This is a genomic window from Nocardiopsis sp. CNS-639, from assembly GCF_000381685.1.
Taxonomy (GTDB): domain Bacteria; phylum Actinomycetota; class Actinomycetes; order Streptosporangiales; family Streptosporangiaceae; genus Nocardiopsis; species Nocardiopsis dassonvillei.
Genome location: NZ_KB906854.1, coordinates 319,148 through 345,521, shown reverse-complemented (window position 1 = coordinate 345,521; position 26,374 = coordinate 319,148). Strand labels below are relative to the sequence as shown.

General features: G+C 72.7%; 22 protein-coding genes. 15 read left to right on the top strand and 7 right to left on the bottom strand.

What is annotated here, in order from left to right; all coding sequences use genetic code 11:
• The first annotated feature begins 9 nt into the window (after positions 1–9).
• Entirely contained in the window at positions 10–972 is a 963-nt protein-coding gene (gene holA / locus G011_RS0101360) for a DNA polymerase III subunit delta (protein ID WP_019606886.1), read from the top strand.
• A 42-nt stretch (positions 973–1,014) separates the two neighbouring features.
• Here the strand turns inward: holA and G011_RS0101355 are convergent, their stop codons facing one another.
• Together G011_RS0101355 and hflX are read right to left on the bottom strand one after the other, a co-directional pair.
• Positions 1,015–2,223, bottom strand: a complete 1,209-nt coding sequence (locus G011_RS0101355; protein WP_019606885.1) for an amidohydrolase family protein — start codon at positions 2,221–2,223, stop codon at positions 1,015–1,017.
• 454 nt (positions 2,224–2,677) lie between these two features.
• A complete protein-coding gene (gene hflX / locus G011_RS0101350; protein WP_019606884.1) occupies positions 2,678–4,216 on the bottom strand; it encodes a GTPase HflX in 1,539 nt (512 codons plus the stop codon).
• Positions 4,217–4,546: 330 nt separating this feature from the next.
• Here hflX and aceB point away from each other — a divergent pair, with 330 nt between their 5' ends.
• The 6 genes from aceB (at position 4,547) to G011_RS0101320 (ending at position 12,099) form a co-directional block, all read left to right on the top strand.
• Positions 4,547–6,151: a malate synthase A gene (gene aceB / locus G011_RS0101345; RefSeq protein WP_019606883.1), complete on the top strand. Its 1,605-nt coding sequence runs from the start codon at positions 4,547–4,549 to the stop codon at positions 6,149–6,151.
• A gap of 147 nt (positions 6,152–6,298) precedes the next feature.
• Positions 6,299–7,780, top strand: coding sequence for an FAD-linked oxidase C-terminal domain-containing protein (locus G011_RS0101340; protein ID WP_019606882.1), 1,482 nt, complete (start codon positions 6,299–6,301; stop codon positions 7,778–7,780).
• A 35-nt stretch (positions 7,781–7,815) separates the two neighbouring features.
• Positions 7,816–9,015 carry an FAD-binding oxidoreductase gene (locus G011_RS0101335; protein ID WP_019606881.1) on the top strand — a complete coding sequence of 400 codons (1,200 nt, stop codon included), beginning with the start codon at positions 7,816–7,818 and terminating at the stop codon, positions 9,013–9,015.
• Between the two features lie 27 nt (positions 9,016–9,042).
• Positions 9,043–10,365: a (Fe-S)-binding protein gene (locus G011_RS0101330; RefSeq protein ID WP_019606880.1), complete on the top strand. Its 1,323-nt coding sequence runs from the start codon at positions 9,043–9,045 to the stop codon at positions 10,363–10,365.
• Between the two features lie 115 nt (positions 10,366–10,480).
• Positions 10,481–11,050, top strand: a complete 570-nt coding sequence (locus tag G011_RS0101325) for an RNA polymerase sigma factor (RefSeq protein WP_019606879.1) — start codon at positions 10,481–10,483, stop codon at positions 11,048–11,050.
• Positions 11,017–12,099, top strand: a complete 1,083-nt coding sequence (locus tag G011_RS0101320; RefSeq protein WP_019606878.1) for a CU044_5270 family protein — start codon at positions 11,017–11,019, stop codon at positions 12,097–12,099. Before G011_RS0101325 ends, G011_RS0101320 begins: the two co-directional genes overlap by 34 nt.
• 98 nt (positions 12,100–12,197) lie before the next feature.
• On the opposite strand, the gene dapF is transcribed toward G011_RS0101320, so the two are convergent.
• Positions 12,198–13,022, bottom strand: a complete 825-nt coding sequence (dapF, locus tag G011_RS0101315; RefSeq protein WP_019606877.1) for a diaminopimelate epimerase — start codon at positions 13,020–13,022, stop codon at positions 12,198–12,200.
• Between the two features lie 74 nt (positions 13,023–13,096).
• Between dapF and miaA the strand changes: the two genes are divergently transcribed.
• The 3 genes from miaA (at position 13,097) to G011_RS0101300 (ending at position 16,380) form a co-directional block, all read left to right on the top strand.
• The gene (miaA, locus tag G011_RS0101310; RefSeq protein ID WP_019606876.1) at positions 13,097–14,089 is read left to right on the top strand and encodes a tRNA (adenosine(37)-N6)-dimethylallyltransferase MiaA; all 993 of its coding nucleotides are present in this window, start codon (positions 13,097–13,099) and stop codon (positions 14,087–14,089) included.
• 222 nt (positions 14,090–14,311) lie between these two features.
• Positions 14,312–15,097 carry a TetR/AcrR family transcriptional regulator gene (locus G011_RS0101305; protein WP_019606875.1) on the top strand — a complete coding sequence of 262 codons (786 nt, stop codon included), beginning with the start codon at positions 14,312–14,314 and terminating at the stop codon, positions 15,095–15,097.
• 17 nt (positions 15,098–15,114) lie between these two features.
• Positions 15,115–16,380: a cytochrome P450 gene (locus G011_RS0101300; RefSeq protein WP_019606874.1), complete on the top strand. Its 1,266-nt coding sequence runs from the start codon at positions 15,115–15,117 to the stop codon at positions 16,378–16,380.
• 118 nt (positions 16,381–16,498) lie between these two features.
• Here the strand turns inward: G011_RS0101300 and miaB are convergent, their stop codons facing one another.
• Positions 16,499–17,965 (bottom strand): tRNA (N6-isopentenyl adenosine(37)-C2)-methylthiotransferase MiaB, encoded by a 1,467-nt coding sequence (gene miaB, locus G011_RS0101295; protein ID WP_026337902.1) that lies wholly within the window; start codon positions 17,963–17,965, stop codon positions 16,499–16,501.
• A 313-nt stretch (positions 17,966–18,278) separates the two neighbouring features.
• Here miaB and G011_RS0101290 point away from each other — a divergent pair, with 313 nt between their 5' ends.
• The 5 genes from G011_RS0101290 (at position 18,279) to G011_RS0101270 (ending at position 24,162) form a co-directional block, all read left to right on the top strand.
• Complete coding sequence (locus tag G011_RS0101290) at positions 18,279–19,022, top strand: amino acid ABC transporter ATP-binding protein (RefSeq protein ID WP_013151724.1); 744 nt, start codon at positions 18,279–18,281, stop codon at positions 19,020–19,022.
• 44 nt (positions 19,023–19,066) lie between these two features.
• Positions 19,067–19,918, top strand: a complete 852-nt coding sequence (locus G011_RS0101285) for a glutamate ABC transporter substrate-binding protein (RefSeq protein WP_019606871.1) — start codon at positions 19,067–19,069, stop codon at positions 19,916–19,918.
• 78 nt (positions 19,919–19,996) lie between these two features.
• Positions 19,997–20,671, top strand: coding sequence for an amino acid ABC transporter permease (locus G011_RS0101280; protein ID WP_013151722.1), 675 nt, complete (start codon positions 19,997–19,999; stop codon positions 20,669–20,671).
• Entirely contained in the window at positions 20,668–21,810 is a 1,143-nt protein-coding gene (locus tag G011_RS0101275; protein WP_019606870.1) for an amino acid ABC transporter permease, read from the top strand. The genes G011_RS0101280 and G011_RS0101275 overlap by 4 nt, the downstream gene beginning before the upstream one ends.
• Positions 21,811–22,002: 192 nt before the next feature.
• A complete protein-coding gene (locus G011_RS0101270; protein WP_026337901.1) occupies positions 22,003–24,162 on the top strand; it encodes a prolyl oligopeptidase family serine peptidase in 2,160 nt (719 codons plus the stop codon).
• A 79-nt stretch (positions 24,163–24,241) separates the two neighbouring features.
• Here G011_RS0101270 and recX read toward each other — a convergent pair whose 3' ends face one another.
• The 3 genes from recX to G011_RS30845 all read right to left on the bottom strand — a co-directional run bounded on the left by recX (position 24,242) and on the right by G011_RS30845 (position 26,325).
• On the bottom strand, positions 24,242–24,826 hold the full coding sequence (recX, locus tag G011_RS0101265) for a recombination regulator RecX (protein WP_013151719.1): 585 nt from the start codon (positions 24,824–24,826) through the stop codon (positions 24,242–24,244).
• Entirely contained in the window at positions 24,819–25,955 is a 1,137-nt protein-coding gene (gene recA, locus G011_RS0101260) for a recombinase RecA (protein ID WP_019606868.1), read from the bottom strand. The genes recX and recA overlap by 8 nt, the downstream gene beginning before the upstream one ends.
• Positions 25,956–26,130: 175 nt before the next feature.
• Entirely contained in the window at positions 26,131–26,325 is a 195-nt protein-coding gene (locus G011_RS30845) for a DUF3046 domain-containing protein (protein WP_013151717.1), read from the bottom strand.
• Positions 26,326–26,374: the final 49 nt, after the last annotated feature.

The following is a 26,374-nucleotide window of genomic DNA, read 5'->3' as shown; positions in this document are numbered from 1 at the left end:
CCTCTGTGTATGCCTGCACCCGCCCTGCTCACCATCATCGTCGGGGACGAGGAACTCCTCGTCGACCGGGCCGTCGCCTCCGTCGTCGCGGCGGTCCGCGAGGCCGATCCCGGCGTGGACGTCCACGACCTGGTGCCCGCCCAGGTGGGGATGTCCACACTCGTCGAGGTGACCTCGCCCTCGCTGTTCGGCGACCGGCGGGTGGTGGTGCTGCGCTCGTCCCAGGACCTGACCAAGGACCTGGCGGCGACCGTCACCGACTACCTCGGGGACCCGGCCGACGACGTCAACCTCGTGCTCACCCACGCGGGCGGCAACAAGGGCAAGGCCCTGCTCCAGGCCGCGGTCAAGGCGGGCGCCCACCGTGTGGACTGCAAGGGGCCGAGCAAGCCCGCCGAGCGGGTGGCCTTCGTCAAGGGCGAGTTCTCCCAGGCGGGGCGCCAGATCACCGCCGACGCCGCGCAGGCGCTGGTGGACGCGGTCGGCAGTGAGCTGCGCGAGATCGCGGCGGCCTGCACCCAGCTGATCGCCGACACCGAGGGCCGGGTGGACGCCGCGGCGGTGGCCAGGTACCACTCCGGCAGGGCGGAGACCTCGGGGTTCACCGTGGCCGACCGCGCCGTGGAGGGGCGCCTGCCCGAGGCGCTGGAGCAGTTGCGCTGGTCGCTGGCGGTGGGTACCGCCCCGGTGCTCATCAACAGCGCGCTGGCCGGTGCGGTGCGCGGCATCGCCGTGGCCGCCCAGCCGCCGCGCGGCATGTCCGAGGCGGACCTGGCCAAGCGCGCCAAGGTCCCGCCGTGGAAGCTGCGGACCCTGCGTCAGCAGGCGCGGGGGTGGAGCCCGGCGGGGGTCACCCGGGCCATGGCGGTGGTCGCCGAGACCGACGCCCTCATCAAGGGCGCCGGACGCGACCCCGAGTACGCGCTGGAGCGGGCCGTCATCGAGATCGCCCGGGCCCGCGGCACGCGTTAGCGGCAGGCGCGGAGGGCCGCTTCGGGTGTCGGCGGCGACGCCTCAGCGAATGGTCCTGCCGCCCTGCCACACCCGCAGGGTGTTGAGGCCCATCGACCAGGCGAAGGCGCCCTCGTGGTCGGCGTCCCACTGGACGAGGTCGGCCAGGCTGCCGGGCGCGAGCACGCCCCGGTCGGTCAGGCCCAGGGCGCGCGCGCTGCCCACCGTGGCGGCGTACAGGGCCTCCTGCACGGTCATCTCGAACATGGAGATGGCCAGCGAGATCACCAGCGGCATCGACATCGTGCCCGACTGGCCGGGGTTGTGGTCGGTGCCCAGCCCGATGGGCACGCCGTGGTCGAGCAGCGACCGCACCGGCGGGGTGCGGCGCTCGTGCAGCGAGGTCGTCGGGCAGGCCACCACCGGTGTGCGGGTGGCGGCCAGCGCCAGGACGTCCTGCTCGTCGGTCTCGTGCAGCAGGTCCACCGAGGAGCAGCCCATCTCGGCGGCCATGCGCACGGCGCCGTGTCGGGGGCGCGAGCAGGCGTGCAGGGTGGTGCGCAGCCCCGCGGACTGGCCCACCCCCAGCAGCATGCGGGCGTCCTCGGTGGTGAACTGCTGGTTGTCGCAGTACACGTCCACCCCGTCGGCACCGGCCAGCGCGGCGTCGCCGAGCCAGGAGGCGGCGGTGGCCGCGTACTCCCTGGGTCTGCCGAAGAACTCGGGCGGCACCCCGTGCGCGGGGAAGAAGGTGACGTGCAGGCGCGGCATGCCCGGCTCCTCCTCCAGGGAGCGCAGCAGGCGCACGTCGGCCAGTTCGCCGTCCCTGGTCAGGTGGTAGCCGGTCTTGGCCTCCACGGTGGTGGTGCCGGTCAGCACCCAGTGCCGGAGCCGTTCGCGGACCGCGTTGCACAGGGTCCAGGGATCGGTACCCCGGGTGATGGTGACGGTGGTGGAGACACCGCCCCCGGCCGCGAAGATGTCCCCCTTGGAGGCGCCCTTGGCCCACATGTTGACCTCGGCGTAGCGGTCCCCCGCGTACACCGGGTGGCAGTGGGCGTCGATCAGCCCCGGGGTGATCATGCCGCCGCCGATGTTGACGACGTCGTCGACGTCGGTGAGGTCGTCCACCACGCCCGGGACGCTCTGGGGGAGCTCGGCGGCGGGCCCGACCCAGGCCACCCGGTCGTCGTCCATCAGGAGCGCGGCCTTGGTGATCAGCTCGCTCCCGGTCCACAGCCGGCCGATGTTGCTGAGGAGTACCGCCGTCATGGGGTCGTCCGCCCTCGCCGGTCAGGTCCGCCGGTGCGGCTGCGGGACACGGTCGTGGGATACACGGGCGGACATGGCGACCTCGTATCTGGAGCGGTCCGACAGAGCCGGTGGGGAGCGGGGAGCGGCCTGCGGCCGCCGCGGTGCCGTGACAGTGGCAGAGGGGTCGGCTGTCGCGGGACAGCGGCCACTGTCGGCCAGTGCTCCAAAACCGTAGTCCATCCGCGGACTCCGTGTACACCTCCCCGGGAGGACTAATAGGACGCTCTCCCAACAAAGGACACGGGCACACCGGGTGATCGGTGCCACCGGTGACTTCGGGTGAGCTGGGTGTTCGCGTGTACCCGCCTCACCGGGGCGCGTTCGTGCGCCGTCGGGACCCGCCCCCGGACACGGCGAGGCCGGGGCGCCCCGTGGGGAGCGCCCCGGCCGTGCGCGGCGGACCGCGCGTGCCTCAGGCCGTGCTGGGCGTGTACTCGTCGAGTCTGCCCGCGAGCAGGGCCGGCACGAAGGCGTGGATCGCCGTGCCCTCCGCGGTGTGCTCCTCGCTGAGGATGCGCCCCTCCTCGTGGATCCGGGCGATGAGGTCGCCCCGCGAGTACGGGACGAGCGCCCGCACCTCGTGCGCCAGCTCGGGCAGCGCCGCGGCGACCGCCTCCACCAGCGCGGGAACGCCCTCGCCGGTACGGGCCGACACCTCGACCATGTCCGGGTAGCGGGTGCGCAGCGCCTTGAGCACGTCGGGGTCGGCGGCGTCCACCTTGTTGACCACGATGAGCTCGGGTACGTCGCCGGCGTCGATGTCGGCGAAGACGTGCCGGACCGCGCTGATCTGGCTCTCGGGGTCGGGGTGGGACCCGTCGACCACGTGCAGGACCAGGTCGGAGTCGGCGACCTCCTCCAGGGTGGAGCGGAAGGCCTCCACGAGCTGGTGCGGCAGATGCCGGACGAAGCCGACGGTGTCGCTGAGCGTGAATCCGCGGCCGTCGGGCGTGCGGGCCTGGCGCACGGTCGGGTCCAGGGTGGCGAACAGGGCGTTCTCGACCAGGACCCCGGCGCCGGTCAGCCGGTTGAGCAGGCTCGACTTGCCCGCGTTGGTGTACCCGGCGATGGCCACGGACGGCACCGAGCGGGTGCGCCGGACGTCGCGCTTGACGTCGCGGGCGGTGCGCATGTGGGCGAGCTGGCGGCGCAGCTTGGCCATCTTGTCGTTGATGCGCCGGCGGTCGGTCTCGATCTTGGTCTCACCCGGGCCGCGCAGGCCCACGCCGCCGCCCGCGCCACCGCCGCCGGAGCCGCCCGCCTGACGGGACAGGGCGTCACCCCAGCCGCGCAGTCGCGGCAGCAGGTAGCTGAGCTGGGCGAGTTCGACCTGGGCCTTGCCCTCGCTGCTGCGCGCGTGCTGGGCGAAGATGTCCAGGATCAGGGCCGTGCGGTCGATCACCTTGACCTTGACCACGTCCTCCAGCTGGCGCAGCTGGCCGGGGGTGAGTTCCCCGTCGCAGATCACGGTGTCGGCTCCGGTGGCCTCCACGATGTCGCGCAGCTCGGCGGCCTTGCCCTTGCCGACATAGGTGGCGGGGTCCGGCTTGGACCGGCGCTGGGTGACCCCCTCCAGCACGAGCGCGCCCGCGGTCTCGGACAGGGCGGCGAGCTCGGTGAGCGAGTTGTCCGCGTCGGCCTGTGAGCCGCTGGTCCACACGCCGATGAGGATGACGCGCTCCAGCCTCAGGGAGCGGTACTCGACCTCGGTGACGTCGGTGAGTTCGGTGGACAGTCCCGGAACCCGGCGCAGCGCGTGGCGCTCGGCGAGTTCCATCTCGCCCTGGTCGGGGGCGTTGTCCGGGTCGTCGTAGCGGTCACCGCCGGTGGCCTTGGCCTCGCGGGACGCGTCGTGTGCGTCGACCCCGTCCCCGACGGTGATCGCCTCGCGGAACGCGTCCTCGGCCTCGTGGCCGTCGTGGACGCTTCCGTGGGTGTCAGCTGTATTCATATCCCTCCAGGTGGGTCAACGTGGCCGCCGCCGCGATTCTTCCCGCGACCGGGCGGTGGCGGGCGCCCTGTCGATGGTGGCATCTCACCTTCGCGAGGGCACCTGAATTATCGCAGGGCACGGCGGGCACGACACTCCACGGGATCGGGGCCGGATCCCGTGTCCGTCCCGACGACGGGCGCCGAAGTCGCGGGAGAAGTTTTTGCGACCTTCCCAACCAGGGAAACTCCCCGGTCAGTGAGACACGCGCGACGTTGACCGTCCGCGAACCGGACGGTAGCTTCGTTTTCCACATACCAAAAGCTTATTTCGTATTGCGGAAGGTTTTCCATGGGCGCCACACACGGGGTCGAGATCACCGGCCCCCTCCACGAACGGTTCGACGAGATCCTCACCGAGGACGCCCTCGCCCTCGTCGCCGAGCTGCACCGCGTCTTCGAGGCGCGCCGCCAGGAGCTCCTCGCAGCCCGGGTGGCCAGGCAGGAGCAGATCTCGGCCGGGGCCGACCTCGACTTCCTCCCCGAGACCAAGCACATCCGTGAGGACGACAGCTGGCGGGTCGCCCCTCCCGCCCCGGGCATCACGGACCGCCGCGTGGAGATCACCGGTCCCACCGACCGCAAGATGACCATCAACGCGCTCAACTCCGGCGCCAAGGTGTGGCTGGCCGACTTCGAGGACGCCAACACCCCGCTGTGGGAGAACATGATCGGGGGCCAGCTCAACCTGCGCGACGCCCTCGACCGCACCATCGACTTCACCTCCCCCCAGGGCAAGGCCTACGCCCTGAAGGAGGACGGCGAGCTCGCCACCGTCGTCGTGCGCCCGCGCGGCTGGCACCTGGACGAGAAGCACGTCCTCGTGGACGGCCAGCGCGTCAGCGGCGGCCTGCTGGACTTCGCCCTCTACTTCTTCCACTGCGCCCAGCGCCAGATCGACAAGGGCAGGGGGCCCTACTTCTACCTGCCCAAGATGCAGAGCCACCTCGAGGCGCGCCTGTGGAATGACGTCTTCGTCCTGGCCCAGGAGCGCCTGGGCATCCCGCGCGGCACCATCCGCGCGACCTGCCTCATCGAGACCATCCCGGCCGCGTTCGAGATGGAGGAGATCCTCTACGAACTGCGCGAGCACTCCGCGGGCCTCAACGCGGGCCGCTGGGACTACCTGTTCAGCATCATCAAGACGCACCGCACCCGCGGCCGCAGGTTCCTGCTGCCCGAGCGCAACGCCGTCACGATGACCGCGCCGATGATGCGCGCCTACACCGAACTGCTGGTCAAGACCTGCCACAAGCGCGGCGCCCACGCCATCGGCGGCATGGCGGCCTTCATCCCCTCCCGCAGGGACGAGGAGGTCAACAGGACCGCCTTCGCCAAGGTCCGCGACGACAAGTCCCGCGAGTCCGGCGACGGCTTCGACGGCTCCTGGGTCGCCCACCCGGGTCTGGTCCCGGTGGCCATGGAGGTCTTCGACGGCGTCCTGGGCGAGCGCCCCCACCAGATCGACAAGCAGCGCCCCGAGGTCGAGGTCTCGGCCGAGGACCTGCTGGCCGTGGACAGGACCCCGGGCGGCGTCACCCTCGCGGGCCTGCGCGGCAACGTCAACGTCGCCCTGCAGTACCTGGCGACGTGGATGGGCGGCAACGGCGCGGTGGCCATCCACAACCTCATGGAGGACGCCGCGACCGCCGAGATCTCCCGCTCCCAGGTCTGGCAGTGGCTGCACAACGACATCACGCTCGACAACGGCCCCAAGGTCACCGCCGACCTGGTCCGGGGGATCATCGACGAGGAGCTCGCCGCCATCCGCGAGCAGCTGGGCGCGGACTTCGACGAGGACCTGTACCAGCAGGCCGGCGAGCTGTTCACCGAGGTGGCCCTGGCCGACGAGTACGTCGACTTCCTGACGCTGCCCGCCTACGAGCGCATGCCGTAGCCCGGTGTTGATTTCATAAGACGGAAGGCAACTTCCACTGCACCCCTTGCCTAGGCGAGGGGTGCAGTCGTACGTTCACCTTGCGAGGTCGCGTCCGCCAGCGGACGGGACCGTCCGTGTCCGCGCAGGTGGAACCGGGAGGCGCCCATGTCCGAGACCGATACGGCGCAGGCGGCCGTGGCCGGGCTCGTCCCGCGGCTGCGCCGGATCTGCGGCGAGGACGGCGTCCTCACCGACGCCGCCCAGCGCCGCACCTACGAGAGCGACGGGCTGCCCCACCACCGCGCCCTTCCCGGCGTCGTGGTGCTGCCCACCACCGCCGACCAGGTCGCCGCCGTCGTGCGCCTGTGCGCCGAGAACGGCGTGCCCTTCGTCCCGCGCGGCGCGGGCACCGGTCTGTCCGCGGGAGCGCTCCCCCACACCGAGGGCGTCCTGCTGGTCACCTCGCGCATGCGCCGCGTCCTGGAGATCGACGTCGAGAACGAGTGCGCGGTCGTCGAACCCGGTGTGGCCAACCTGGACGTCACCCGCGCCGCCGCGCCCCACGGCTACTACTACGCGCCCGACCCCTCCAGCCAGCAGGTGTGCTCCGTGGGCGGCAACGTCGCCGAGAACTCCGGCGGCGCCCACTGCCTCAAGTACGGGTTCACCGTCAACCACGTGCGCGGCCTGGACATCGTCACCCCCTCCGGCGAGCAGGTGAGCCTGGGCGGCAAGAACCCCGGCGCGCACGGCTACGACCTCGTCGGGGCCTTCGTCGGCTCCGAGGGCACCCTGGGCGTGGCCACCCGGATCACCGTCGGCCTCACCCGGTCGCCGGAACGCACCGTCACCCTGCTGTCGGCGTTCGCCTCGATGGACGCGGGAGGCCGTGCGGTCAGCTCCATCATCTCCGCCGGGGTGCTGCCCTCGGCCGTGGAGATGATGGACGCGCTGGCCATCGAGGCCGCCGAGAGGGCCGTGGCCTGCGACTACCCCGCGGGCGCCGCGGCCGTGCTGGTCGTGGAGCTGGACGGGCCCGCCGCGGAGGTCGAGGCCCAGCTCGCGGAGGTCGTCCGGCTGTGCGCGGAGGCGGGCGCCTTCGAGACCCGCACCGCCAGCGACGCCGACGAACGCGCCCGGATCTGGAAGGGCCGCAAGTCGGCCTTCGCCGCCGTCGGCCGGATCAGCCCCGCCTACATCGTCCAGGACGGCGTCGTCCCGCGCACGGCCCTGCCCGAGGTGCTGCGGCGCATCACCGAACTGTCGGCCGCCTCGGGCATCCGCGTCGCCAACGTCTTCCACGCCGGGGACGGCAACCTGCACCCGCTCGTGCTCTTCGACGACGCCGAGCCGGGCGCGGCGGAGCGGGCCGAGGAGGTCTCCGGCGCCATCCTCGACCTGTGCATCGAGCACGGCGGCTCCATCACCGGCGAGCACGGGGTGGGCGTGGACAAGGCGTGCAAGATGCCGCGCATGTACGGCCCCGACGACCTGGCCACCTTCGACCTGTTCCGCCGGGCCCTGGACCCGGACGGGATCGCCAACCCGGGCAAGCTGCTGCCCACCCCGCGCCTGTGCGGCGAGCAGCCCGGGGTGCGCACGGGGGTGCACCCGCTGGTGGAGGCGGGAAGGGCCGAGCAGTTCTGAGGCGCGGACGGACCACGAACACGGGGGGAGAACGCGTGACGCTCGTCGAGGGGCCGAACGCCCGGGACGGGGCCCTGCGGGAGGGGACCGACGCCGACGCGGTGGGCGGCCTGATCCCCGCGCGCGTGGCTCGTCCCGCCGACACCCGGGGCCTGGCCCGGGTCATGGCGTCCGCCGCCCGGGAGGGGCTGACCGTCGTCGCGCGCGGCGGGGGCACGGCCCTGGACTGGGGCGGTCTCCCGCGCGGCCTGGACCTGCTCGTGGACACCGCCGACCTGTCGTGGACCGAACACATCGCGGGCGACCTGGTGGTGGAGGTGGGCGCGGGAACCCGCGTGGCCGAGCTGTACGACGTGCTGGCCGCCGCCGGGCAGCGGCTGTCGGCGGACCCCGTGCGCGTGGGCGGCACCGTGGGCGGGATGGTGGCCACGGGCGTGAGCGGTCCGCGCCGCCTGCTCACCGGGGCGCTGCGCGACCTGGTCATCGGGATGACGGTGGTGCGCGCCGACGGCGTGGTGGCGCGCAGCGGGGGCCGGGTGGTCAAGAACGTGGCCGGGTACGACCTGGCCAAGCTGCACACCGGCGGCCTGGGCACCCTGGGCGTGATCGCCTCGGTGGCCTTCCGCCTGCACCCGCTCCCCCGGGCCCTGCGCGTGCTGACGCTCCCGGCGTCCCACGCGGAGCACGCCGAGCGCCTGCTGACGGCGCTGCGCGGGTGCACGGCGACGCCCGCGGCGGTCGAACTGGACTGGCCCTCGGCGAGCCTGCGGGTGGTGCTGGAGGGCACCCCGGACGGCCTCGAAGCGCGGACGGCCGAGATCGCCGCGGCCACCGGCGCGGAGCCCGACGTGGCCGACGCCCTGCCCGAGGGCTGGGGCGTGCTGCCGGCCGAGGGCACGCTCGCCCTGGTGTCGGTGCCGCCCGCCGAGAGCGTCCGGGCCGCGGCGCGGGTGCACGAGCTGTCCGGCGCGGGCGTCACCGGCTCGGCCCGGGCGGGGGCGCTGTACGCGTCCTTCCCACCGGACACCGGCGCAGCCGAGGTGGCGGCCGTGCTCGACGGCGTGCGTTCGGTGCCCGGCTGGACGATGACCCTGCTGCGCGCGGAACCGCACGTCCACGCCGCCGGTGTGGACCTGTGGGGCGAGGTGCCCGGACTCCCGCTGATGCGGGCGGTCAAGGACTCCCTCGACCCAGCGCACCGCCTGGCCCCCGGGCGCTTCGCGGGCGGCATCTGAACACGTGCGAACACCCTGGGAGGGCCCGTGACCGACCCGACGACCGCGGACGAGCGCGACCGGCTGTTCTCCGACCTGCTCAACGACTGCGTCCACTGCGGTTTCTGCCTGCCCACCTGTCCCACCCACGTGCTGTGGGGCCAGGAGATGGACTCGCCGCGCGGGCGGATCCACCTGATGGCGCAGACGCACACCGAGGACGTGCTGACCGAGACCGCGGTCGGGCACTTCGACAACTGCCTGGGCTGCCTGGCGTGCGTGTCCGCCTGCCCGTCGGGGGTGGCCTACGACGCGCTCATCGACACCACCCGGCACCGGGTGGAGAGGGAGCACGAGCGGCCCGCGGGCGAGCGGGCGCTGCGCGGGGCGATCTTCGCGCTGTTCCCGTACCGGCGCAGGCTGGGGCTGCTGCGCGGACCGCTGCGCGCCTACCAGGCCAGCGGCGTCTCCTCGCTGGTGCGGCGCACGGGGCTGCTGGAGCGGCTCTCCCCCGCCCTGGCCACCATGGAGCGCATCTCGCCGCCGCTGTCCTCTCCCCCTCCCGCGCTGCCGGAGCTGGTGCCCTCGGTGGGGCGGGCGCGGGCCCGGGTGGGCATGCTGGTGGGCTGCGTGCAGGGGGCGTTCTTCCCCGAGGTCAACACCGCGACCGCGCGGGTGCTGGCTCTGGAGGGCTGCGACGTGGTGATCCCCCGCGCCCAGGGCTGCTGCGGGGCCCTGTCCGGGCACGCCGGGCGGATGGAGGAGTCGGCCGACCTCGCCCGGAGCCTGATCGAGGTGTTCGAACGCGAGCGGGTGGACCGGATCGTGGTCAACTCGGCCGGGTGCGGGTCCAGCATGAAGCACTTCGACCGCACCCTGGCCGAGGCGGGCGCGGACCCGGCCTGGGTGCGCCGGGGGCGGGCCCAGGCCGAGCGGGTCGCGGACCTCACCGAGTTCCTGGTGGAGCTGGGGCCGCGGGCCGAGCGCCACCCCCTCCCCCTGCACGTGGCCTACCACGACGCGTGCCACCTCTCCCACGGCCAGGGCGTCACCCGACCGCCCCGGGCCCTGCTCGCGGGGATTCCGGAGCTGCGCGTGTCCGACCTGCCCAACGGCGAGATCTGCTGCGGCTCGGCGGGGGTGTACAACCTGCTCAAGCCCGGGGCCGCCCGCGAGCTCGGCGACCGCAAGGGGCGGGACGTGGCCTCCACCGGCGCCGACGTCCTGGTGTCGGGGAACCCGGGATGCTCTCTCCAGATAGCCTCCGCCATGGACCGCGCGGGTTCTCCGGTGGCGGTGACCCACACCGCCCGGGTGCTGGACGCCTCCCTGCGGGGGCTGACCGTGGCGCGGTTGCTGGGACGCCGCTGAGCTCCCGCAGCCCCATCCCTGTGGCGCACATCACGTGCACCGCGGGGGTTTTCCCGTCCTCCCGCCGAACAACGGCCGCTGCGCCGACACAAGAGGGAGGAGAGAGGAGCTGCCGATGGTACGCGACCACAACGGCGACCCGCCCGACCACGGGGACTTCGACGCGCTGTTCGAGCGGCACTACGACGCCGTGTACGACTACGCCCGCCGCCGGGTCGGACCCGACCTGGCCGACGACGTCGCCTCGGAGGCCTTCGCGGTCGCCTGGCGTCGGCGCGCGGGGGTGCCCGAGGGCCGGGAACTGCCCTGGCTGTACGCCTGCGCCCGACGCATCACCCTCGCCAAGCTGCGCGAGGTCAGGAGGCGCGGCGAGGTCCCCGCTCCTCCGGAGGAGGTCTGGGGCGCTTCCCAGGACGACGCCGAACGCGTCGTGCGCCGCCAGTGGGCGCTGAGCGCCCTGGCCCGGCTCTCCGACACCGATCGCGAACTCGTGATGCTCGTGACCTGGGAGGGCCTGAGCAGCCGCGAGGCCGCGCGCGTGGTGGGCTGCTCGCCCGTGACCGCGCGCGGACGGCTGCACCGCGCCCGCAGGCGCCTCCAGGCGCTCATGGACGAGACCACGCACCCCGCCGAGGACAGAGAGGACGCGCCGTGGACGACGTCACAGCGCTTCGCACGATCCTGAACGACACCGACCCGCGCGCCGGGGAGGCGGTCGGCGCCGCCGACCGCCAGCGCGCACGTGCCAGGGCCCTGGCCCTGATGGACCGCGCCCCCGCGCGGCGCCCCCTGTTGCGTCGTCCCCCGGTCCTGGCGGGCGCCGCCGCCCTCACAGCCGCCGCCACCGCCTCGGTAGTCCTGCTGGGCACCGGATCCGGGGGAGCCGTCGGCGTACCCACCGCCTACGCCGCGCCGCCCACCCCCCTGGAGGTCGTCGGTTCCGACCCCGAGCCCGGCGCGGAGCGGCTGGCCGCCCTCGCCGGGACTGCCCGGACCGGCGGCGACGCCCCGGGGGAGGGCGACGTCGCCTACGTCGCCTCCTCCGGTGTGGAACTGCTCACCGTCACCAGCTACGCCGGTGAGGAGCCAGGCGACGGGGACCTGCGCAGCGCGGGGTTCATCCCCTACGAGTGGCAGCACTGGCAGGGCCCCGGGGGCGACACCCGCGAGATCACCGTGCCGGGCGGGGCCGAGGACACCACCGGCGACGCGGAGGAGCACCGTGAGTTCCTCAACCGGCAGGCGGAGGACGTGGAGGAGAGGCTGGAACCGGGGCTGCTGTTCCCCGGGGAACTGCCCACCGAGCCGGGGGCCATGACCGATGTCCTGGCGGACTGGAGCGGGGAGGAGTCCCCCGACGACGCCGCCCTCGTCAACGCGCTGAACCGCCTCTACGAGAGCCGTCCCCTCGACGGGGCCGAGGAGGCGGCCCTGCTGGGTGTCCTGGCCGGGCTCCCCGGCGTCGAGTACGCGGGGAGCACACACGACCCCCTGGCCCGGGAGGGCGAGCTGTTCCAGGTGCGGGTCGAGGAGGCCGGGCAGGTGGAGCGCCACCGCTACCTGTTCGCGCCTGACACCGGTGACCTGCTCTACCGCGACACCACCGTGCTGGAGGAGCGCGGCGGCGAGGGCTCCCTGGCCCGGCACGGCCTGGAACCACCGGTGACCACGGCCTACCGGTCCTTCGTCTGGTCCGGCTGGGTGGAGGAGGTCGGCGCGCGCCCCGGCGACTGAGCCCGGACGCCCGGGGGGCGTGGCCGTGCGCCCGCGGGGCCCGCCCCCGCGGGCGCGCCGCCATGGGGCGTCCAGCGGCGGCGCGGGCCGGCGCGGGGTCAGATCAGGCTTGTCTCGCCCTCGGCCACGATGACGGCCGGGCCGCTCAGCCTCGCGCCGTCCGCGTCCAGGAAGACGGTGCACTCGCCCCCCAGGACCCGCACCCTCCAGGTCGCGCCCTCCCCGCGGGGCGTGGCTGCGGCAGCGGCGGCGACGATCCCGGTCCCGCAGGAGCGGGTCTCCCCGGAACCGCGCTCGTACACGCGCATCTCCAGCACACCCGGAGCCACCTCGCGGTACACCTCGACGTTCGCCCCGGCGGGGAAGGCCTCCACGTCCAGCACCGGCAGCTCGCTCAGGTCCACCTCGGCGACCGGCACGGTCACCTCGCAGGCCAGGTGCGGGTTGCCCACGGAGATCTGCTCACCGTGCACCACCTGCCGGGCGAGCTTGGCGGAGGAGGTCCCCTGCATCTCCACCCGGCCCATGTCTATGGTGATGCCGCCGTCGGCCTCCACCTGGACCTCCTTGGCGCCGTCGCGGGTGCCCACCTCGAAGCGGTCGCCCTCGACGAGCCCGGCGTGCAGCAGGTAGCGGGCGAAGACCCGCACACCGTTGCCGCACATCTCGGCGATGCTCCCGTCGGCGTTGCGGTAGTCCATGAACCACTCGGAGCGCTCGGCCGTGCGGGCGGCCGGGGCGAGGGCCTCGCCGAGGGCGCGCGTGCGCACCACCCGCAGGACGCCGTCCGCGCCGATCCCGGCCCGGCGGTCGCACAGCAGGCGGACGGCCTCCTCCGTGAGGTCGAGCTCCCCGTCGGGGTCGGGGAGGATCACGAAGTCGTTCTCTGTTCCGTGGCCCTTGGCGAATCGCATGCCGACCATCCTAGGCGCGCACGACCACCTCCCCCGTCCCGCTCCGCGGTCGGGCCGGGCCCGGGGCTGACTACGCTGGAGGGATGATCAAGGTGATCGCGGTCGTCGGCCCGACCGCTGTGGGCAAGTCGGACCTGGCCGTCGAGGTGGCCCTGCGGCTGGAGGAGCGCACGGGACGCCGGGGCGAGGTGATCAACGCCGACTCCATGCAGCTCTACCGCGGCATGGACATCGGGACCGCCAAGCTCACCGACGCCGAGAGACGCGGGGTGCCCCACCACCTGCTCGACGTGTGGGAGGTCAGCGAGCCCGCGGACGTGGCCAGCTACCAGGACATGGCCCGCGACCGCGTCGAGCAGTGCGCCGACCGCGACGTCCTTCCCGTCCTGGTCGGCGGTTCGGGTCTGTACGTGCGCTCGGTCCTGGACCACCTGAACTTCCCCGGCACCGACCCCGCGGTCCGCTCGCGCCTGGAGGCGGAGCTCGGCGACGTCGGCCCGGGCGTCCTGCACGCCCGTCTGGCCGAGGCCGACCCCGCGGCGGCCCGTGCCATCCTGCCGGGCAACGGGCGGCGGATCGTGCGCGCCCTGGAGGTCATCGAGCTGACCGGGGAGCCGTTCACCGCGAACCTGCCCGACCACACCTCCTTCTACCCGTGCACGCAGATCGGCCTGACCGCTCCGCGCCCCGAGCTGGACGAGCGCATCGGCACCCGTGTGGACCGCATGTGGGAGCAGGGCCTGCTGGAGGAGGTCCGCGAGCTGGACAAGCTCGGGCTGCGCGAGGGCCGGACTGCCTCGCGCGCGCTCGGTTACGCGCAGGCGCTCGCCCAGCTGGACGGCGCTCTGTCCGAGGAGGAGGCCAAGGCCGACACCGCCCAGGCCACCCGCCGGTTCGCCCGCCGCCAGGAGTCGTGGTTCCGGCGCGACCCGCGGGTGCGCTGGCTCCCCTACGACTCCCCCGACCTGGTGGAACGCGCTCTGGCCCAGGTTGAGCGGGCGCTGTCGGGAACCTCGGAGGAGCCGGGCGAGGCGCTGGTGGACGTGTCGACCTGGGTGCCCCGCTCCGCGCGCTGACCCCGCGGTGGATCCGCCTCCGCCGCACACCCGCCCACACCTGACGGCCGGGCCCGCGAAGGGCCCGGCCGCCCGTCTGCCACGGCCCGCTCCCGCTTTCCCTCCCGAAAACCCTTGCCCCGGCCTCCTCGGTGACCTACTTTGACTGTGTGACCAGATTTCAAAACTGGTCACACAGTCAGGGGAAGGGAGGTGGAGATATGGTCATCGGCGTCAACACGCGTGGTCAGCGACACCTCGCACGCCCTCGACTCGCAGGAGTACACCGTGGCCCCATCCACATCCCCGACCGCCAGCGAGCGCGAACTGCGCGCCGACCGCATCCTGGACGCGGCGGAGGAGCTGATGGTCGCCTGGGGGCACCGCAAGATCACCATCGAGGACGTCGCCCGGCGGGCCAAGATCGGCAAGGGGACCGTCTACCTGCACTTCTCCACCAAGGAGGCGCTTCTCCTCACGGTGGTCATGCGGGCGCAGCTCGGCGTGCTGCGCCGGATCCTGGACTCCATGCACGCCTCACCCGAGAACGTCCGGCCCAGCGAGGTCGCCCGCGCCCTCTACCTGTTCCACCTGGACTCGCCGACCATCCGCGCGCTGTTCTCCAACGGCACCGAGTCCCTGGGCAACCTCTCCCGGAACGCGGCCTCCCTGGTCGGCGACACCGTCCGGGAGCGGCAGAGGGCGCTGCGGACCTACTGGGACATCCTGCGCGAACACGGCCTGCTGAACACCGACCGCGCCCCCGACGAGCAGCTGTACGCCTACAACTCCCTGGTCATGGGCCACCTGGTCACGCCCCCGGTGCTGGAGAGCCAGGGCATGCACGTGCCCGACCACGGCACGCGCGCCGAGCTCATGGCCCGGAGCATCCGACTGCTCCTGGAACAGGACGCCTCCCCGGAGGACACCCGTCGGGCCCGGGACAGGGCCCTGGCGCTCTTCTCCGCGCTGGACCAGCGCCTGCACGAGGAGATCACCCGGCAGAAACAGACGACACGCTCCACCTGAGCCCCAGAGGAGGGCCCATGACAGCCGCGACCCCGTCCGACGAACTGATCGACCTGCGCTCCCCCGAGTTCACCGCCGACCCCCACTCCGTGATCGACCGGGTCCGGGCTGCGGGCGGCTCGGCGCCGGCCCTGTTCGTGGACACCCAGAAGGCCGTCCTCTTCGTCGACGACGAGGACGTGCGGACCATCCTCAGTGACCGGCGCTTCGTGCTGGACCCCGCGAACGTGTCGGGCGGGCGGGCCCAGGCCACCCGCTCCGACGCGCTCAGGGGGCTGGGCATCCGCCCCGACCTGATCACCTACCTGACCGAGTCCCTCCTGGACAAGGACGGCGGCGACCACACGCGGCTGCGCAAGCTGGTCTCGCGCACCTTCACCGTGCGCCGGGTCAACGAGCTGCGGCCCGCGGTCCAGCGCGTCACCGACGGCCTGCTCGCGCGGCTGCCCGACCTCGCCGACGGGGACGGGGTCGTGGACCTCATGCCGCACTTCTCCTACCCGCTGCCGATCGCGGTCATCTGCGACCTGGTCGGCGTTCCGGAGGAGGACCGCGGGACCTGGCGGGCGTGGAGCGACCAGCTGTCCAGGTTCGACCCCACCAGGCCCGAGCTGATGAACGACGCGCTCGGCGAGATGATCGGCCACATCGAGGGGATGCTCGCCGAGCGCCGGGCCCGGCCGAGCGAGGACCTGCTCGGCGCCCTGGTCAGGGCACGCGACGAGGACGGCGGGCGCTTGAGCGAGAGCGAGCTGATCACCTTGGTGTTCACCCTCGTCATCGCCGGGCACGAGACCACCGCGCACCTGCTGGGCAACGGGGTGCGGGCCCTGCTCGACCACCCGGTCCAGTGGGAGATCCTGCGGCACGACCCCGGGCTGCTGCCCTCCGCCGTACACGAGATGCTCCGCTACGGGGGCACCGCCGTGATCTCCAAGGCGAGGTACGCGGCCGAGGACGTCGAACTCAGGTGCGGCCGCCTGGCCGCGGGCGAGCGGGCGATCGCGGTCCTGGCGGGCGCCAACCGCGACCCGAGGGTCCACCCGGACCCGCACCGGTTCGACATCACCCGCCACCAGGGCAGCCCCGGCGAGGCGCACGTGGGGTTCGGCCACGGCATCCACTACTGCCTGGGCGCGGCCCTGGCCCGCCAGGAGGGCGAGGTGGCGGTCGGTTCCCTGCTGACCGCCTACCCCGGCCTGTCCCTGGTCCCCGGTCGTGAGCCCCTGCCCGGGAGGGTTCCGGGCGCGATGCGGTTGGACAGCCTGCCGGTCCGGCTCTGAGGCCGCGCCCGCACGGCCGTCCCGTCCCGGTCCGCGCGGATCCGCCACCGGCGGGATCCGCGCGGAAAGCAGCGGCCCCCGGCGCGAAGGCGCCGGGGGCCGCGACCGCTTCGCGGGGTCAGATCTCGCAGCAGCCGCCCGCCGGGGCGGGCTCCTCGGCCGGAACACCGATCCGGGGCATGCCCAGGAGAACCTGCGGCTTGCTCTCCTGGACCGGCTGGCCGTTGCGGGCCGCCCAGGCGTCGCCCGCGCGGGTGCGCCGCAGGGCGCGCACGCCGGAGTCGGCCACCAGGTGGTGCGGGGCGGCGTAGGTGACCTCCACGGTCACCGTGTCGCCGGGGCGCGGGTCGTCGCCGTCACCGACCGCGAAGTGCACGAGGCGGTTGTCGGGGGCGCGGCCGGACAGGCGGCGGTGCTCGCCGTCCTTCCTGCCCTCGCCCTCGGCGACCAGCAGCTCGACCTCGCGGCCGACCAGCTTCTGGTTCTCCTCCCAGGAGATCTGGTCCTGGAGGTCGACCAGGCGCTGGTAGCGGTCCTTGACCACCTCAGGCGGAACCTGGTCCTCCATGGTCGCGGCCGGGGTCCCGGGGCGCTTGGAGTACTGGAAGGTGAACGCCATCGAGAACCGCGCCTCGCGGACCACGTGCAGCGTCTCCTGGAAGTCCTCCTCGGTCTCGCCGGGGAAGCCCACGATGATGTCGGTGGTGATCGCGGCGTGCGGCATGGCGGCGCGCACCTTCTCCACGATGCCCAGGAAGCGCTCCTGGCGGTAGGAGCGGCGCATGGCCTTGAGGACCCGGCTCGACCCCGACTGGAGCGGCATGTGCAGCTGCGGCATGACGTTGGGGGTCTCGGCCATGGCCTCGATGACGTCATCGGTGAAGTCGCGCGGGTGCGGGGAGGTGAAGCGCACCCGCTCCAGTCCCTCGATCTCGCCGCAGGCGCGCAGCAGCTTGGAGAAGGCCTGCCGGTCGCCGAAGCCGCTGCCGTAGGCATTGACGTTCTGGCCGAGCAGGGTGATCTCGCTGACGCCCTCGTCGACCAGGGCGCGCACCTCGGCGAGCACGTCGCCGGGGCGGCGGTCCTGCTCCTTGCCGCGCAGCGCGGGCACGATGCAGAAGGTGCAGGTGTTGTTGCAGCCCACGGAGACCGACACCCACGCCGCGTACGCGGACTCGCGGCGGCTGGGCAGTGTGGAGGGGAAGTGCTCCAGGGACTCGGCGATCTCCACCTGCGCCTCCCGCTGGACGCGGGAGCGCTCCAGCAGGGCGGGCAGGGAGCCGATGTTGTGGGTGCCGAACACGACGTCGACCCAGGGCGCTCGGCGCACGATCTCGCCGCGGTCCTTCTGCGCCAGGCAGCCCCCGACGGCGATCTGCATCCCCGGGTTGGCGTCCTTGACCGGGCGCAGGTGCCCGAGGTTGCCGTACAGGCGGTTGTCGGCGTTCTCCCGGACCGCACAGGTGTTGAAGACGACGATGTCTGCGGTGGTGTCCTCGGCTGCGCGCGCGTACCCAGCGTCCTCCAGCAGACCGGAGAGGCGCTCGGAGTCGTGGACGTTCATCTGGCAGCCGTAGGTCCGCACTTGGTAGGTACGACTCTGGCTCACGGGACCAGGCTATCCGGTGCCGTGGACCGCGCGGAGACCGCGGAAGGGGCTCACCACCCCCACCTGGAGCTTTCCCCGGGACCCCGCGGCGGACGGGGAGGCGGAGCGCGTCCGGAAGTGGCCGATGTGAGACGCTGGAGAACGGAACCACAACAGGGAGCGACAAACGGTCACTTAACCGTCCAAACCCATAACAGTTTCGCCGATCACGCCGTAACAAGTCTGCTACTCCGCAGACGGACGGCGATTTCGTGATGACACGGCAACATGGACCCATTAGGTTCCGAACATGACCTCAACTCCTCTCGTCGTGCTGGAGAACGTCAACAAGCACTTCGGCGACCTGCACGTGCTCCGCGACATCGATCTGACGGTTAACTCCGGCGAGGTGGTAGTCGTCATCGGGCCGTCCGGTTCCGGCAAGTCGACGCTGTGCCGCACGATCAACCGCCTGGAGACGATCGACGCCGGCACCATCACGCTGGACGGACAGCCGCTGCCCGCGGAGGGCCGCGGCCTGGCCCGGCTCCGCAGCGACGTGGGCATGGTCTTCCAGTCGTTCAACCTGTTCGCCCACAAGACCGTGCTCCAGAACGTGACCCTGGGCCCCACCAAGGTCCTGCGCATGAACAAGGCCGAGGCCGACGCCCGGGGCATGGAACTGCTGGAGCGCGTCCGGATCGGCAACCAGGCCAACAAGTACCCGGCGCAGCTCTCCGGGGGTCAGCAGCAGCGCGTGGCGATCGCCCGCGCCCTGGCGATGAACCCCAAGGTGATCCTCTTCGACGAGCCGACCTCGGCACTGGACCCGGAGATGGTCCAGGAGGTCCTCGACGTCATGACCGACCTCGCCTCCGAGGGCATGACGATGGTCGTGGTCACCCACGAGATGGGCTTCGCGCGCCGCGCGGCCAACCGGGTCGTCTTCATGGCCGACGGACAGATCGTGGAGGAGAACACCCCCGACGAGTTCTTCACCAACCCCCGGTCCGAGCGCGCCCAGGACTTCCTGTCCAAGATCCTGACCCACTAGGTTTCCCCGCGTTCTTCGCACGAAGCAAGGAAGAGGTACCCCACATGCGAGTCCGTCGCATCAGCACCATCCTGGGCGGCACCGCGGCCCTGGCCTTCGCCCTCAGCGCCTGTGGCACCGCCGACGTCGGCGGCGGCAGCGGTGGCGAGGGCGGCGGCGGCGAGGGTGGCGGCGACACCATCACCATCGGCGTCAAGTACGACCAGCCCGGCCTGGGCCTGCTGGACGGCGACGCCCCCGTCGGCTTCGACGTGGACGTGGCCACCTACATCGCCGGTGAGCTCGGCTACGAGCCCGAGCAGATCGAGTGGACCGAGGCCGCCTCCGCCAACCGCGAGTCCTTCCTCCAGCAGGGCACCGTCGACATGGTGATCGCCACCTACTCGATCACCGACGAGCGCCGCCAGGTCGTCAACTTCGCCGGACCGTACTACGTCGCCCAGCAGGACATCCTGGTCCAGGCCGACAACGAGGACATCCAGGGCCCCGAGGACCTGGCGGGCAAGGTCCTGTGCTCGGCCTCCGGCTCCCGCTCGGCCAACAACATCGTCGACGACATGGGCATCGACGCCGAGCTGCGCGAGGCGGGCAACTACTCCGAGTGCCTGTCCCTGCTGGGCAACGGCACCGTCGACGCGGTGACCACCGACAACACCATCCTCGCGGGCTTCGCCGCGCAGGACCCGGGCACCTACCGCGTGGTCAACAACCCCTTCGGTGAGGAGCGCTACGGCGTGGGCCTGCCCGCCGGCTCCACGGAGCGGTGCGAGGAGGTCAACGCCGCCATCCAGAAGATGTGGGACGAGGGCTACGCGGTCGAGGCCCTGGAGACCGCCTTCGGTGAGACCGACTTCGCCTACGAGGAGACCGCTCCCGAGGTCGACGCCTGCCAGTAGGCACCCCTTCCCCGACCGTGCGCCCCGCGGCGGGGCCGACTCCGGCCCCGCCGCCCGGCCCTTGACCAGCTGGGACCCATGGAAGCCTTTCTCAGCAATATCGACAGGGTTGTCGACGGTTTCTCATGGACCGTCCGGCTCACCCTCCTCAGCGCCCTCTTCTCCTTCGTCCTGGGCGTCCTGCTCACGGCCATGCGGGTCTCCCCCGTCCCGCTCCTGCGCGGTCTGGCCACCGCCTACGTCGAGGGCATCCGCAGCACGCCCCTGACCCTGGTCCTGCTCTTCTGCGGCCTGGGCCTGAACAGCGCCCTGGGGATCGCCCTGGCCGACAGCGTCGCGTGGGACGTGTTCTGGTGGGCCGTCATCGGCCTGTCCGGCTACACCGCCTGCTTCGTCTCGGAGTCGCTGCGCGCGGGGATCAACACGATCCCCCTCGGCCAGGTGGAGGCGGCCCGCTCACTGGGCCTGACCTTCACCCAGAACCTGCGGATGATCGTCATCCCGCAGGCGCTGCGCACCGTCGTCGGCCCGCTGGGCAGCGTGCTCATCGCGCTGATCAAGAACACGACCGTCGCCTCCGTCGCGGGGCTGGGCGTTCAGGAGGCGTCCAGGGAGATGAAGCTCATGTTCGACCAGGGCATCGCTCCGGTCCTGCCGACCTTCGTCGGCTTCGCGATCGGCTTCCTGATCCTGACCCTGCCGACCGGCTACTTCTTCGGCTGGCTCTCCAAGCGCGTGGCGGTGGTCCGATGAGCGCGCAGAGCTCCGTCCTCTTCGACGCGCCCGGCCCCAAGGCCCGCAGGCGCAACGCCCTCTACACGGTCGTCACGGTGTTCCTGGCCCTGATCGGCCTGGCCGTCCTGTACCTGGGGTTCAACGGCACCCTGCGCGACACCGGGTTCTCGCTGTTCAACCCGCTCACCTGGGGGCCGCTGGGCGACCCGGCGACCTGGGCGGTCAACCCCGCGGGCGAGTGGGCCTCGGACAAGTGGGCGCCGTTCCTGCAGCCCGCCACCTGGACCGACTACGTCGTCCCGGGCCTGCAGAACACGCTGACCGCGGCGCTGACCGCCTCGGTCCTGGCCATCCTCTTCGGCCTGGTGTTCGGCATCGGCCGCCTGTCCGACAAGTGGTGGATCCGCGTTCCGGCCGGGGCCGTCGTGGAGTTCTTCCGCGGCATCCCGCTGCTGATGCTGATCTTCTTCACGATGGCGCTGCCCATCGTGGCCTACCAGGTGTTCGACATCCCCGCGGGCACCTTCCAGGTCTCGGCGCTGGCCGCCGTCGTCACGGGCCTGACCCTGTACAACGGCTCCGTGCTGGCGGAGGTCTTCCGCGCGGGCGTCCTCGCGGTGCCCAAGGGCCAGTCCGAGGCCGCGCAGGCCATCGGGATGACCCGGGGCCAGAACATGCGGATGATCCTCATCCCGCAGGCGATCACCGCGATGATGCCCGCGATCGTGGCGCAGCTCGTGGTCCTGCTCAAGGACTCCGCGCTGGGCTACATCATCGCCTTCCCCGAGATGCTGCGCAGCTTCACCCTGCTGGCCACGCGCGAGGGCAACGTGATCCCGGCCGCGATCATCTGCGCGGCCATCTACATCGCCATCAACCTCTCGCTGAGCCGGGTCGCGATCTGGCTGGAGCGGCGCAACGCCCGCCGCGGTCGGCCCTCCGCCAAGCCCACCGGCGGCGGGGACATCCCGGCCCAGCCCGTGGCCGCGCCCGGGGGCGGCACCGGAGGCGGCAGCGCCGAGGCCGAGGGCCCCGCCGGGTCCGTGGCGGTGGAGCCCACCGTGCAGGAGCCGCTGCCCGACGCGCTGGACGGGTCCCGCCCGGCGAAGTCCGACGACGGCGACGACACGGACGGCAAGGCGGACCGGAAGGACTGACCCCTCCTTCCCCACGGCCGGTACGGCCCCGTGCGCGCCCCTCGGCGCGTACGGGGCCGTCGTCGTCGCGGCCCCGCGCGGGGCGGTTCCGGGGACGCCGCGCGGAGGGTCCTTCGGGACTGCACAAGCGGGCGAACGAGGACTAAGGTCGACATGTCATCGCATCGAACCCACGACCCATCCTGGGTGGACATGTCTGAACTGTCGAGCCGCCACGGCTCCTGGCCATCGCCCATCAGCGCCGGTGACGTCGCCCGAGGAGTGCGGCGGATGGCGTTCCCGTCCGTCGCGGGCGCGGAGGTCTGGTGGGAGGAGGGGCGCCCAGAGGAGGGGCGGACCACCCTCATGCGGCGCGACGCCGACGGAACGGTGACCGACCTGCTGCCAGCGCCCTGGAGCGCGGGGACCCGGGTGCACGAGTACGGCGGGCGCGCCTACCTGCCGGTGCCGCGCCGCGACGACAAGGCCATCACCCGCATGGGCGTGGTGTTCTCCCAGTCCTCCGACCAGCGCCTCTACCTGCTGGAACGCGGCTCCTCGGAGCCGGTGCCGCTCACCCCCGACGACGGCGCCTCACGCTACGCCGACCCCGCGCTGAGCGCGGACGGGCGCGCCGTGCTGTGCGTGCGCGAGAGGCACGAGGAGGGGGCGGTCCGCCGCTCGATCGTGTCGGTGCCGCTGTCGGGCCGGGGCGCGCAGGACCCCTCCGCGGTGCGCGAACTGGTCTCGGGGGCGGACTTCTACGCCTCCCCCACCCCGTCTCCGGACGGCTCCCACCTGGCCTACGTGCGGTGGAACCACCCCAGGATGCCCTGGGACGGCAGCGAACTGCGGGTGGGCGCCCTGGGAGAGACCGGGCTGACCGGCGAGTACACCCTCAAGGGCGGTGTGGACGAGTCGGTGGTCTCCCCGACCTGGGCCGACGACGCGACGCTGTACGTGGCCTCGGACTGGCCGGGCTGGTGGAACCTGTACCAGGCGGGGATGACCGGGCAGGCGCTGGCGCTGTACCCGGCCGAGGAGGAGTTCCACGCCTCCCCCGGCCGTCTGGGCAACCGGTCGTTCTGCGTGCTGGACTCGGGCCGGGTGGTGGCGCTGCACGGGCACGCCGACCTGACCCCGAGCGTGTACGACCCCGACACCCTGGACCTGACGCCGGTGGCGACCGGCCTGACCACGTGGTCGATGCTGGACACCGACGGACGCACCGTGGTGGCGGTGGCCTCCTCGCCGACCGAGCCGCCGTGCCTGGTGCGACTGGATCCGGTCTCGGGTGGTGTGGAGGTGCTGCGCCGGGCCGCCGAGGAGCTGCCGGACACCGCCTACCTGCCCGTCCCCCGCCAGGAGACGCTGCCGGGCCGCTACGGTGCGCCGGTGTACGCGAACGTGTACCCGCCGACCCATCCGGACGCGCCCGCGAACGGCCCCGCGCCGTACGTGGTGTGGGCGCACGGCGGCCCGGTGTCGGTCAGCACGCTGGAGTTCGACCTGGCCAAGGCCTACTTCACCAGCCGGGGGATCGGTGTGGTGGACGTCAACTACGGCGGCTCCACGGGGTACGGGCGCTCGTACCGCAAGCGCCTGCACAAGGAGTGGGGCGTGGTGGACGTGGAGGACTGCGTGGCCGCGGCCCGGGCCCTGGTGGAACAGGGGGTGGCCGATCCCCGCAGGTTGGCGATCCGCGGTCCGAGCGCGGGCGGGTACACGGCGCTGATGGCGCTGACCGGGGACACGTTCGCGTGCGGGGTGTCCCTCTTCGGGGTCACCGACCTGCTGGGGTTCAGCCAGACCACGCACGACTTCGAGTCGCGGTTCCTGGACTCCCTGGTGGGGACGCTGCCGGGGTTCGTGGAGCGGTACCGGGAGCGCTCTCCGGTCAACCGCGCCGGGGAGATCGACGTGCCGGTGCTGCTGGTGCAGGGCCTGGAGGACAGGGTCGTGACCCCGGACCAGGCCACGGCGATGGCGACGGCGCTGGGGCGGCGCGGGGCGCCGTACGCGCTGGTGGAGTTCGAGGGCGAGGGACACGGGTTCACCGGGCAGGAGGCGCGGATCCGCTCCCTGGAGACGGAGCTGGCCTTCTACGCGCGGGTGTTCGGGTTCGAGGCCGACGTGGCGCCGCTGGAGCTGGTGACCGCTCCGCCGGAGACCGGGGCCGTCGGGGACGGCGCGGAACCGGCCGCGGAGGGCTCCCGGGCGCCCGGCGCGGAGGCCGCCGGGGAGTCCGGTGACACCGGGGACGCCCCGAGCGCGGAGGACACCGCCGACGCGCTCGCGCGGGACGCCGGGCGGGACGGCGGGCCCCCGAGTCCCGCGGAGGCCGCCGCCGGTCCGACTGCCGCCGGCGACTGACCCTCCGGAAACGGAGCGGACGGGGCGGGCGGTCCCGGTGGAGGGCACCACCGGCCCGACCGCTGTCGGCGGCAACGGTTCAGAAGTCGGGGTCGGGGGCGTGGAGTTCGGCCTCCACGCCCTCGCGTTCGAGTTCCTCGCGGACCACCCGGTAGGACAGGCCCGCCGAGTAGCCCTTGCGGGCCAGAAAACCCAGGGCGCGGCGGATCCGCGTCTCCTCGTCCCTGCCCCGGGTGGCGGCCAGGCGGCGGCGCGCCAGGTCGCGGGCGGCCTCCTCCTCGTCCTGGTCGCTGAGTTCGCCGACGGCCTCCCGGACGGTGTCCTCCTCCACGCCGCGGGTGCGCAGCTCCTGGGCCAGGGCGCGGCGGGAGAGCCGTCTGCCGTGGTGGCGGGAGGACACCCAGGCCTGGGAGAAGGCGGCGTCGTCGATCAGTCCGGCCTCGCCGAACGTGTCCAGGACCGAGGTGACGACCTCCTCCTCGTACTCCCGGCGGTGCAGCGCCCGCTCCAGCTGGGCGCGGGTGCGCGGGGAGTGGGTGAGCATCCGCAGGACCAGGGCGCGGGCCTCGGCCTCGGGGTCCTTCCCGGGCGGGGCCGCCCCGCCCGGGGAGGGGCCGTCGTCCTCGGGGTGGTGCCGGTCCGGGGACCGGCTCCCCTCACGCATCAGCCGCGGGCGCCTTGGGGGTCCTGGCCGCGGCGCGCTTGGCGGGTGCCTTGGCCGCGGCGGCCGGGTCCGCAGCCGCGTCCGCGGCGGCCTTGGCCGGTTCGGCGGCCGGGCCGGAGGCGCTGTCGTCGCCCTTGACGGGCACGCCCAGCTTCTCCTTGATCTTCTTCTCGACCTCGTTGGCCATGTCGGCGTTCTCGCGCAGGAAGTTGCGCGCGTTCTCCTTGCCCTGGCCCAGCTGGGTGCCCTCGTAGGTGTACCAGGCGCCCGACTTGCGGACGATCCCGTGCTCCACGCCCAAGTCGATGAGGCTGCCCTCGCGCGAGACGCCCACCCCGTAGAGGATGTCGAACTCGGCCTGCTTGAAGGGCGGCGCGACCTTGTTCTTGACGACCTTGACGCGGGTGCGGTTGCCGACCGCGTCGGTGCCGTCCTTGAGCGTCTCGATGCGGCGCACGTCCAGGCGCACCGAGGCGTAGAACTTGAGCGCCTTGCCGCCGGTCGTCGTCTCGGGCGAGCCGAACATGACGCCGACCTTCTCGCGCAGCTGGTTGATGAAGATCGCGGTGGTGTTGGTCTGGTGGAGCGCACCGGCGATCTTGCGCAGCGCCTGGGACATCAGGCGGGCCTGGAGTCCGACGTGGCTGTCGCCCATCTCGCCCTCGATCTCCGCGCGGGGCACCAGGGCCGCCACGGAGTCGATGACGATGATGGAGACCGCGCCGGAGCGGATGAGCATGTCGACGATCTCCAGCGCCTGCTCACCGGTGTCCGGCTGCGAGAGCAGCAGGTCGTCGGTGTTGACGCCGATCTTCTTGGCGTACTCGGGGTCGAGCGCGTGCTCGGCGTCGACGAAGGCCGCGATGCCGCCCATCCGCTGGGCGCTGGCCACCGCGTGCAGGGCGACGGTGGTCTTACCGCTGGACTCGGGGCCGTAGATCTCCACGACGCGGCCCCGGGGCAGGCCTCCGATGCCGAGCGCCACGTCGAGCGCGATCGCCCCGGTGGGGATCGACTCCACCGGCGGGCGGTCGTCGTCGCCCAGGCGCATGATGGAGCCCTTGCCGAACTGCCGCTCGATCTGGGCGAGCGCTGTTTCGAGAGCCTTGTCTCGGTCTCCAGATGCCACGGGATACCCCTGTTGTTGGGTGGATGCCTTTTTCTTCATGGTGAGCACGACGCTACGCGGTCGCTACGACAATCGCGACGTCCCACGTCCGCCTGTGGATAACCCACCCTACCCGAACCTGTGTTCGATGTGGCGTACGAAACGGATGCGACCTCGCGGGAGGTCCGTCGCCGGATCAGCGTCTGGAGGCGGGCAGGTCGAAGGCGTCGCACACGGCGCGCCACACCTCCTTGGCCGCCACCCCGTCGGCGAGCGCCTGCTCGACCGTGCGGGACCCGAGCCCCTCCAGGACGTGGTCGCGGGCCACACTCTGCGCGTAGGCCTCGCCGAACTGCTCGTGCATGTTGTGCCAGAAAACCGTGAGTCTCATCGGGCCCAGTATCGGTGATCGCGGCGTCCGCCGCGCCCCCTCCCCTTTG

Bases quoted from the DNA above. Each gene is read 5' to 3' on its own strand.
- holA (WP_019606886.1), top strand. From the start codon at position 10: ATGCCTGCACCCGCCCTGCTCACCATCATCGTCGGGGACGAGGAACTC.
- G011_RS0101355 (WP_019606885.1), bottom strand. From the start codon at position 2,223: ATGACGGCGGTACTCCTCAGCAACATCGGCCGGCTGTGGACCGGGAGC.
- hflX (WP_019606884.1), bottom strand. From the start codon at position 4,216: ATGAATACAGCTGACACCCACGGAAGCGTCCACGACGGCCACGAGGCC.
- aceB (WP_019606883.1), top strand. From the start codon at position 4,547: ATGGGCGCCACACACGGGGTCGAGATCACCGGCCCCCTCCACGAACGG.
- G011_RS0101340 (WP_019606882.1), top strand. From the start codon at position 6,299: ATGTCCGAGACCGATACGGCGCAGGCGGCCGTGGCCGGGCTCGTCCCG.
- G011_RS0101325 (WP_019606879.1), top strand. From the start codon at position 10,481: ATGGTACGCGACCACAACGGCGACCCGCCCGACCACGGGGACTTCGAC.
- dapF (WP_019606877.1), bottom strand. From the start codon at position 13,022: ATGGTCGGCATGCGATTCGCCAAGGGCCACGGAACAGAGAACGACTTC.
- miaA (WP_019606876.1), top strand. From the start codon at position 13,097: ATGATCAAGGTGATCGCGGTCGTCGGCCCGACCGCTGTGGGCAAGTCG.
- G011_RS0101300 (WP_019606874.1), top strand. From the start codon at position 15,115: ATGACAGCCGCGACCCCGTCCGACGAACTGATCGACCTGCGCTCCCCC.
- G011_RS0101290 (WP_013151724.1), top strand. From the start codon at position 18,279: ATGACCTCAACTCCTCTCGTCGTGCTGGAGAACGTCAACAAGCACTTC.
- G011_RS0101285 (WP_019606871.1), top strand. From the start codon at position 19,067: ATGCGAGTCCGTCGCATCAGCACCATCCTGGGCGGCACCGCGGCCCTG.
- G011_RS0101280 (WP_013151722.1), top strand. From the start codon at position 19,997: ATGGAAGCCTTTCTCAGCAATATCGACAGGGTTGTCGACGGTTTCTCA.
- G011_RS0101275 (WP_019606870.1), top strand. From the start codon at position 20,668: ATGAGCGCGCAGAGCTCCGTCCTCTTCGACGCGCCCGGCCCCAAGGCC.
- G011_RS0101270 (WP_026337901.1), top strand. From the start codon at position 22,003: ATGTCTGAACTGTCGAGCCGCCACGGCTCCTGGCCATCGCCCATCAGC.
- recX (WP_013151719.1), bottom strand. From the start codon at position 24,826: ATGCGTGAGGGGAGCCGGTCCCCGGACCGGCACCACCCCGAGGACGAC.
- G011_RS30845 (WP_013151717.1), bottom strand. From the start codon at position 26,325: ATGAGACTCACGGTTTTCTGGCACAACATGCACGAGCAGTTCGGCGAG.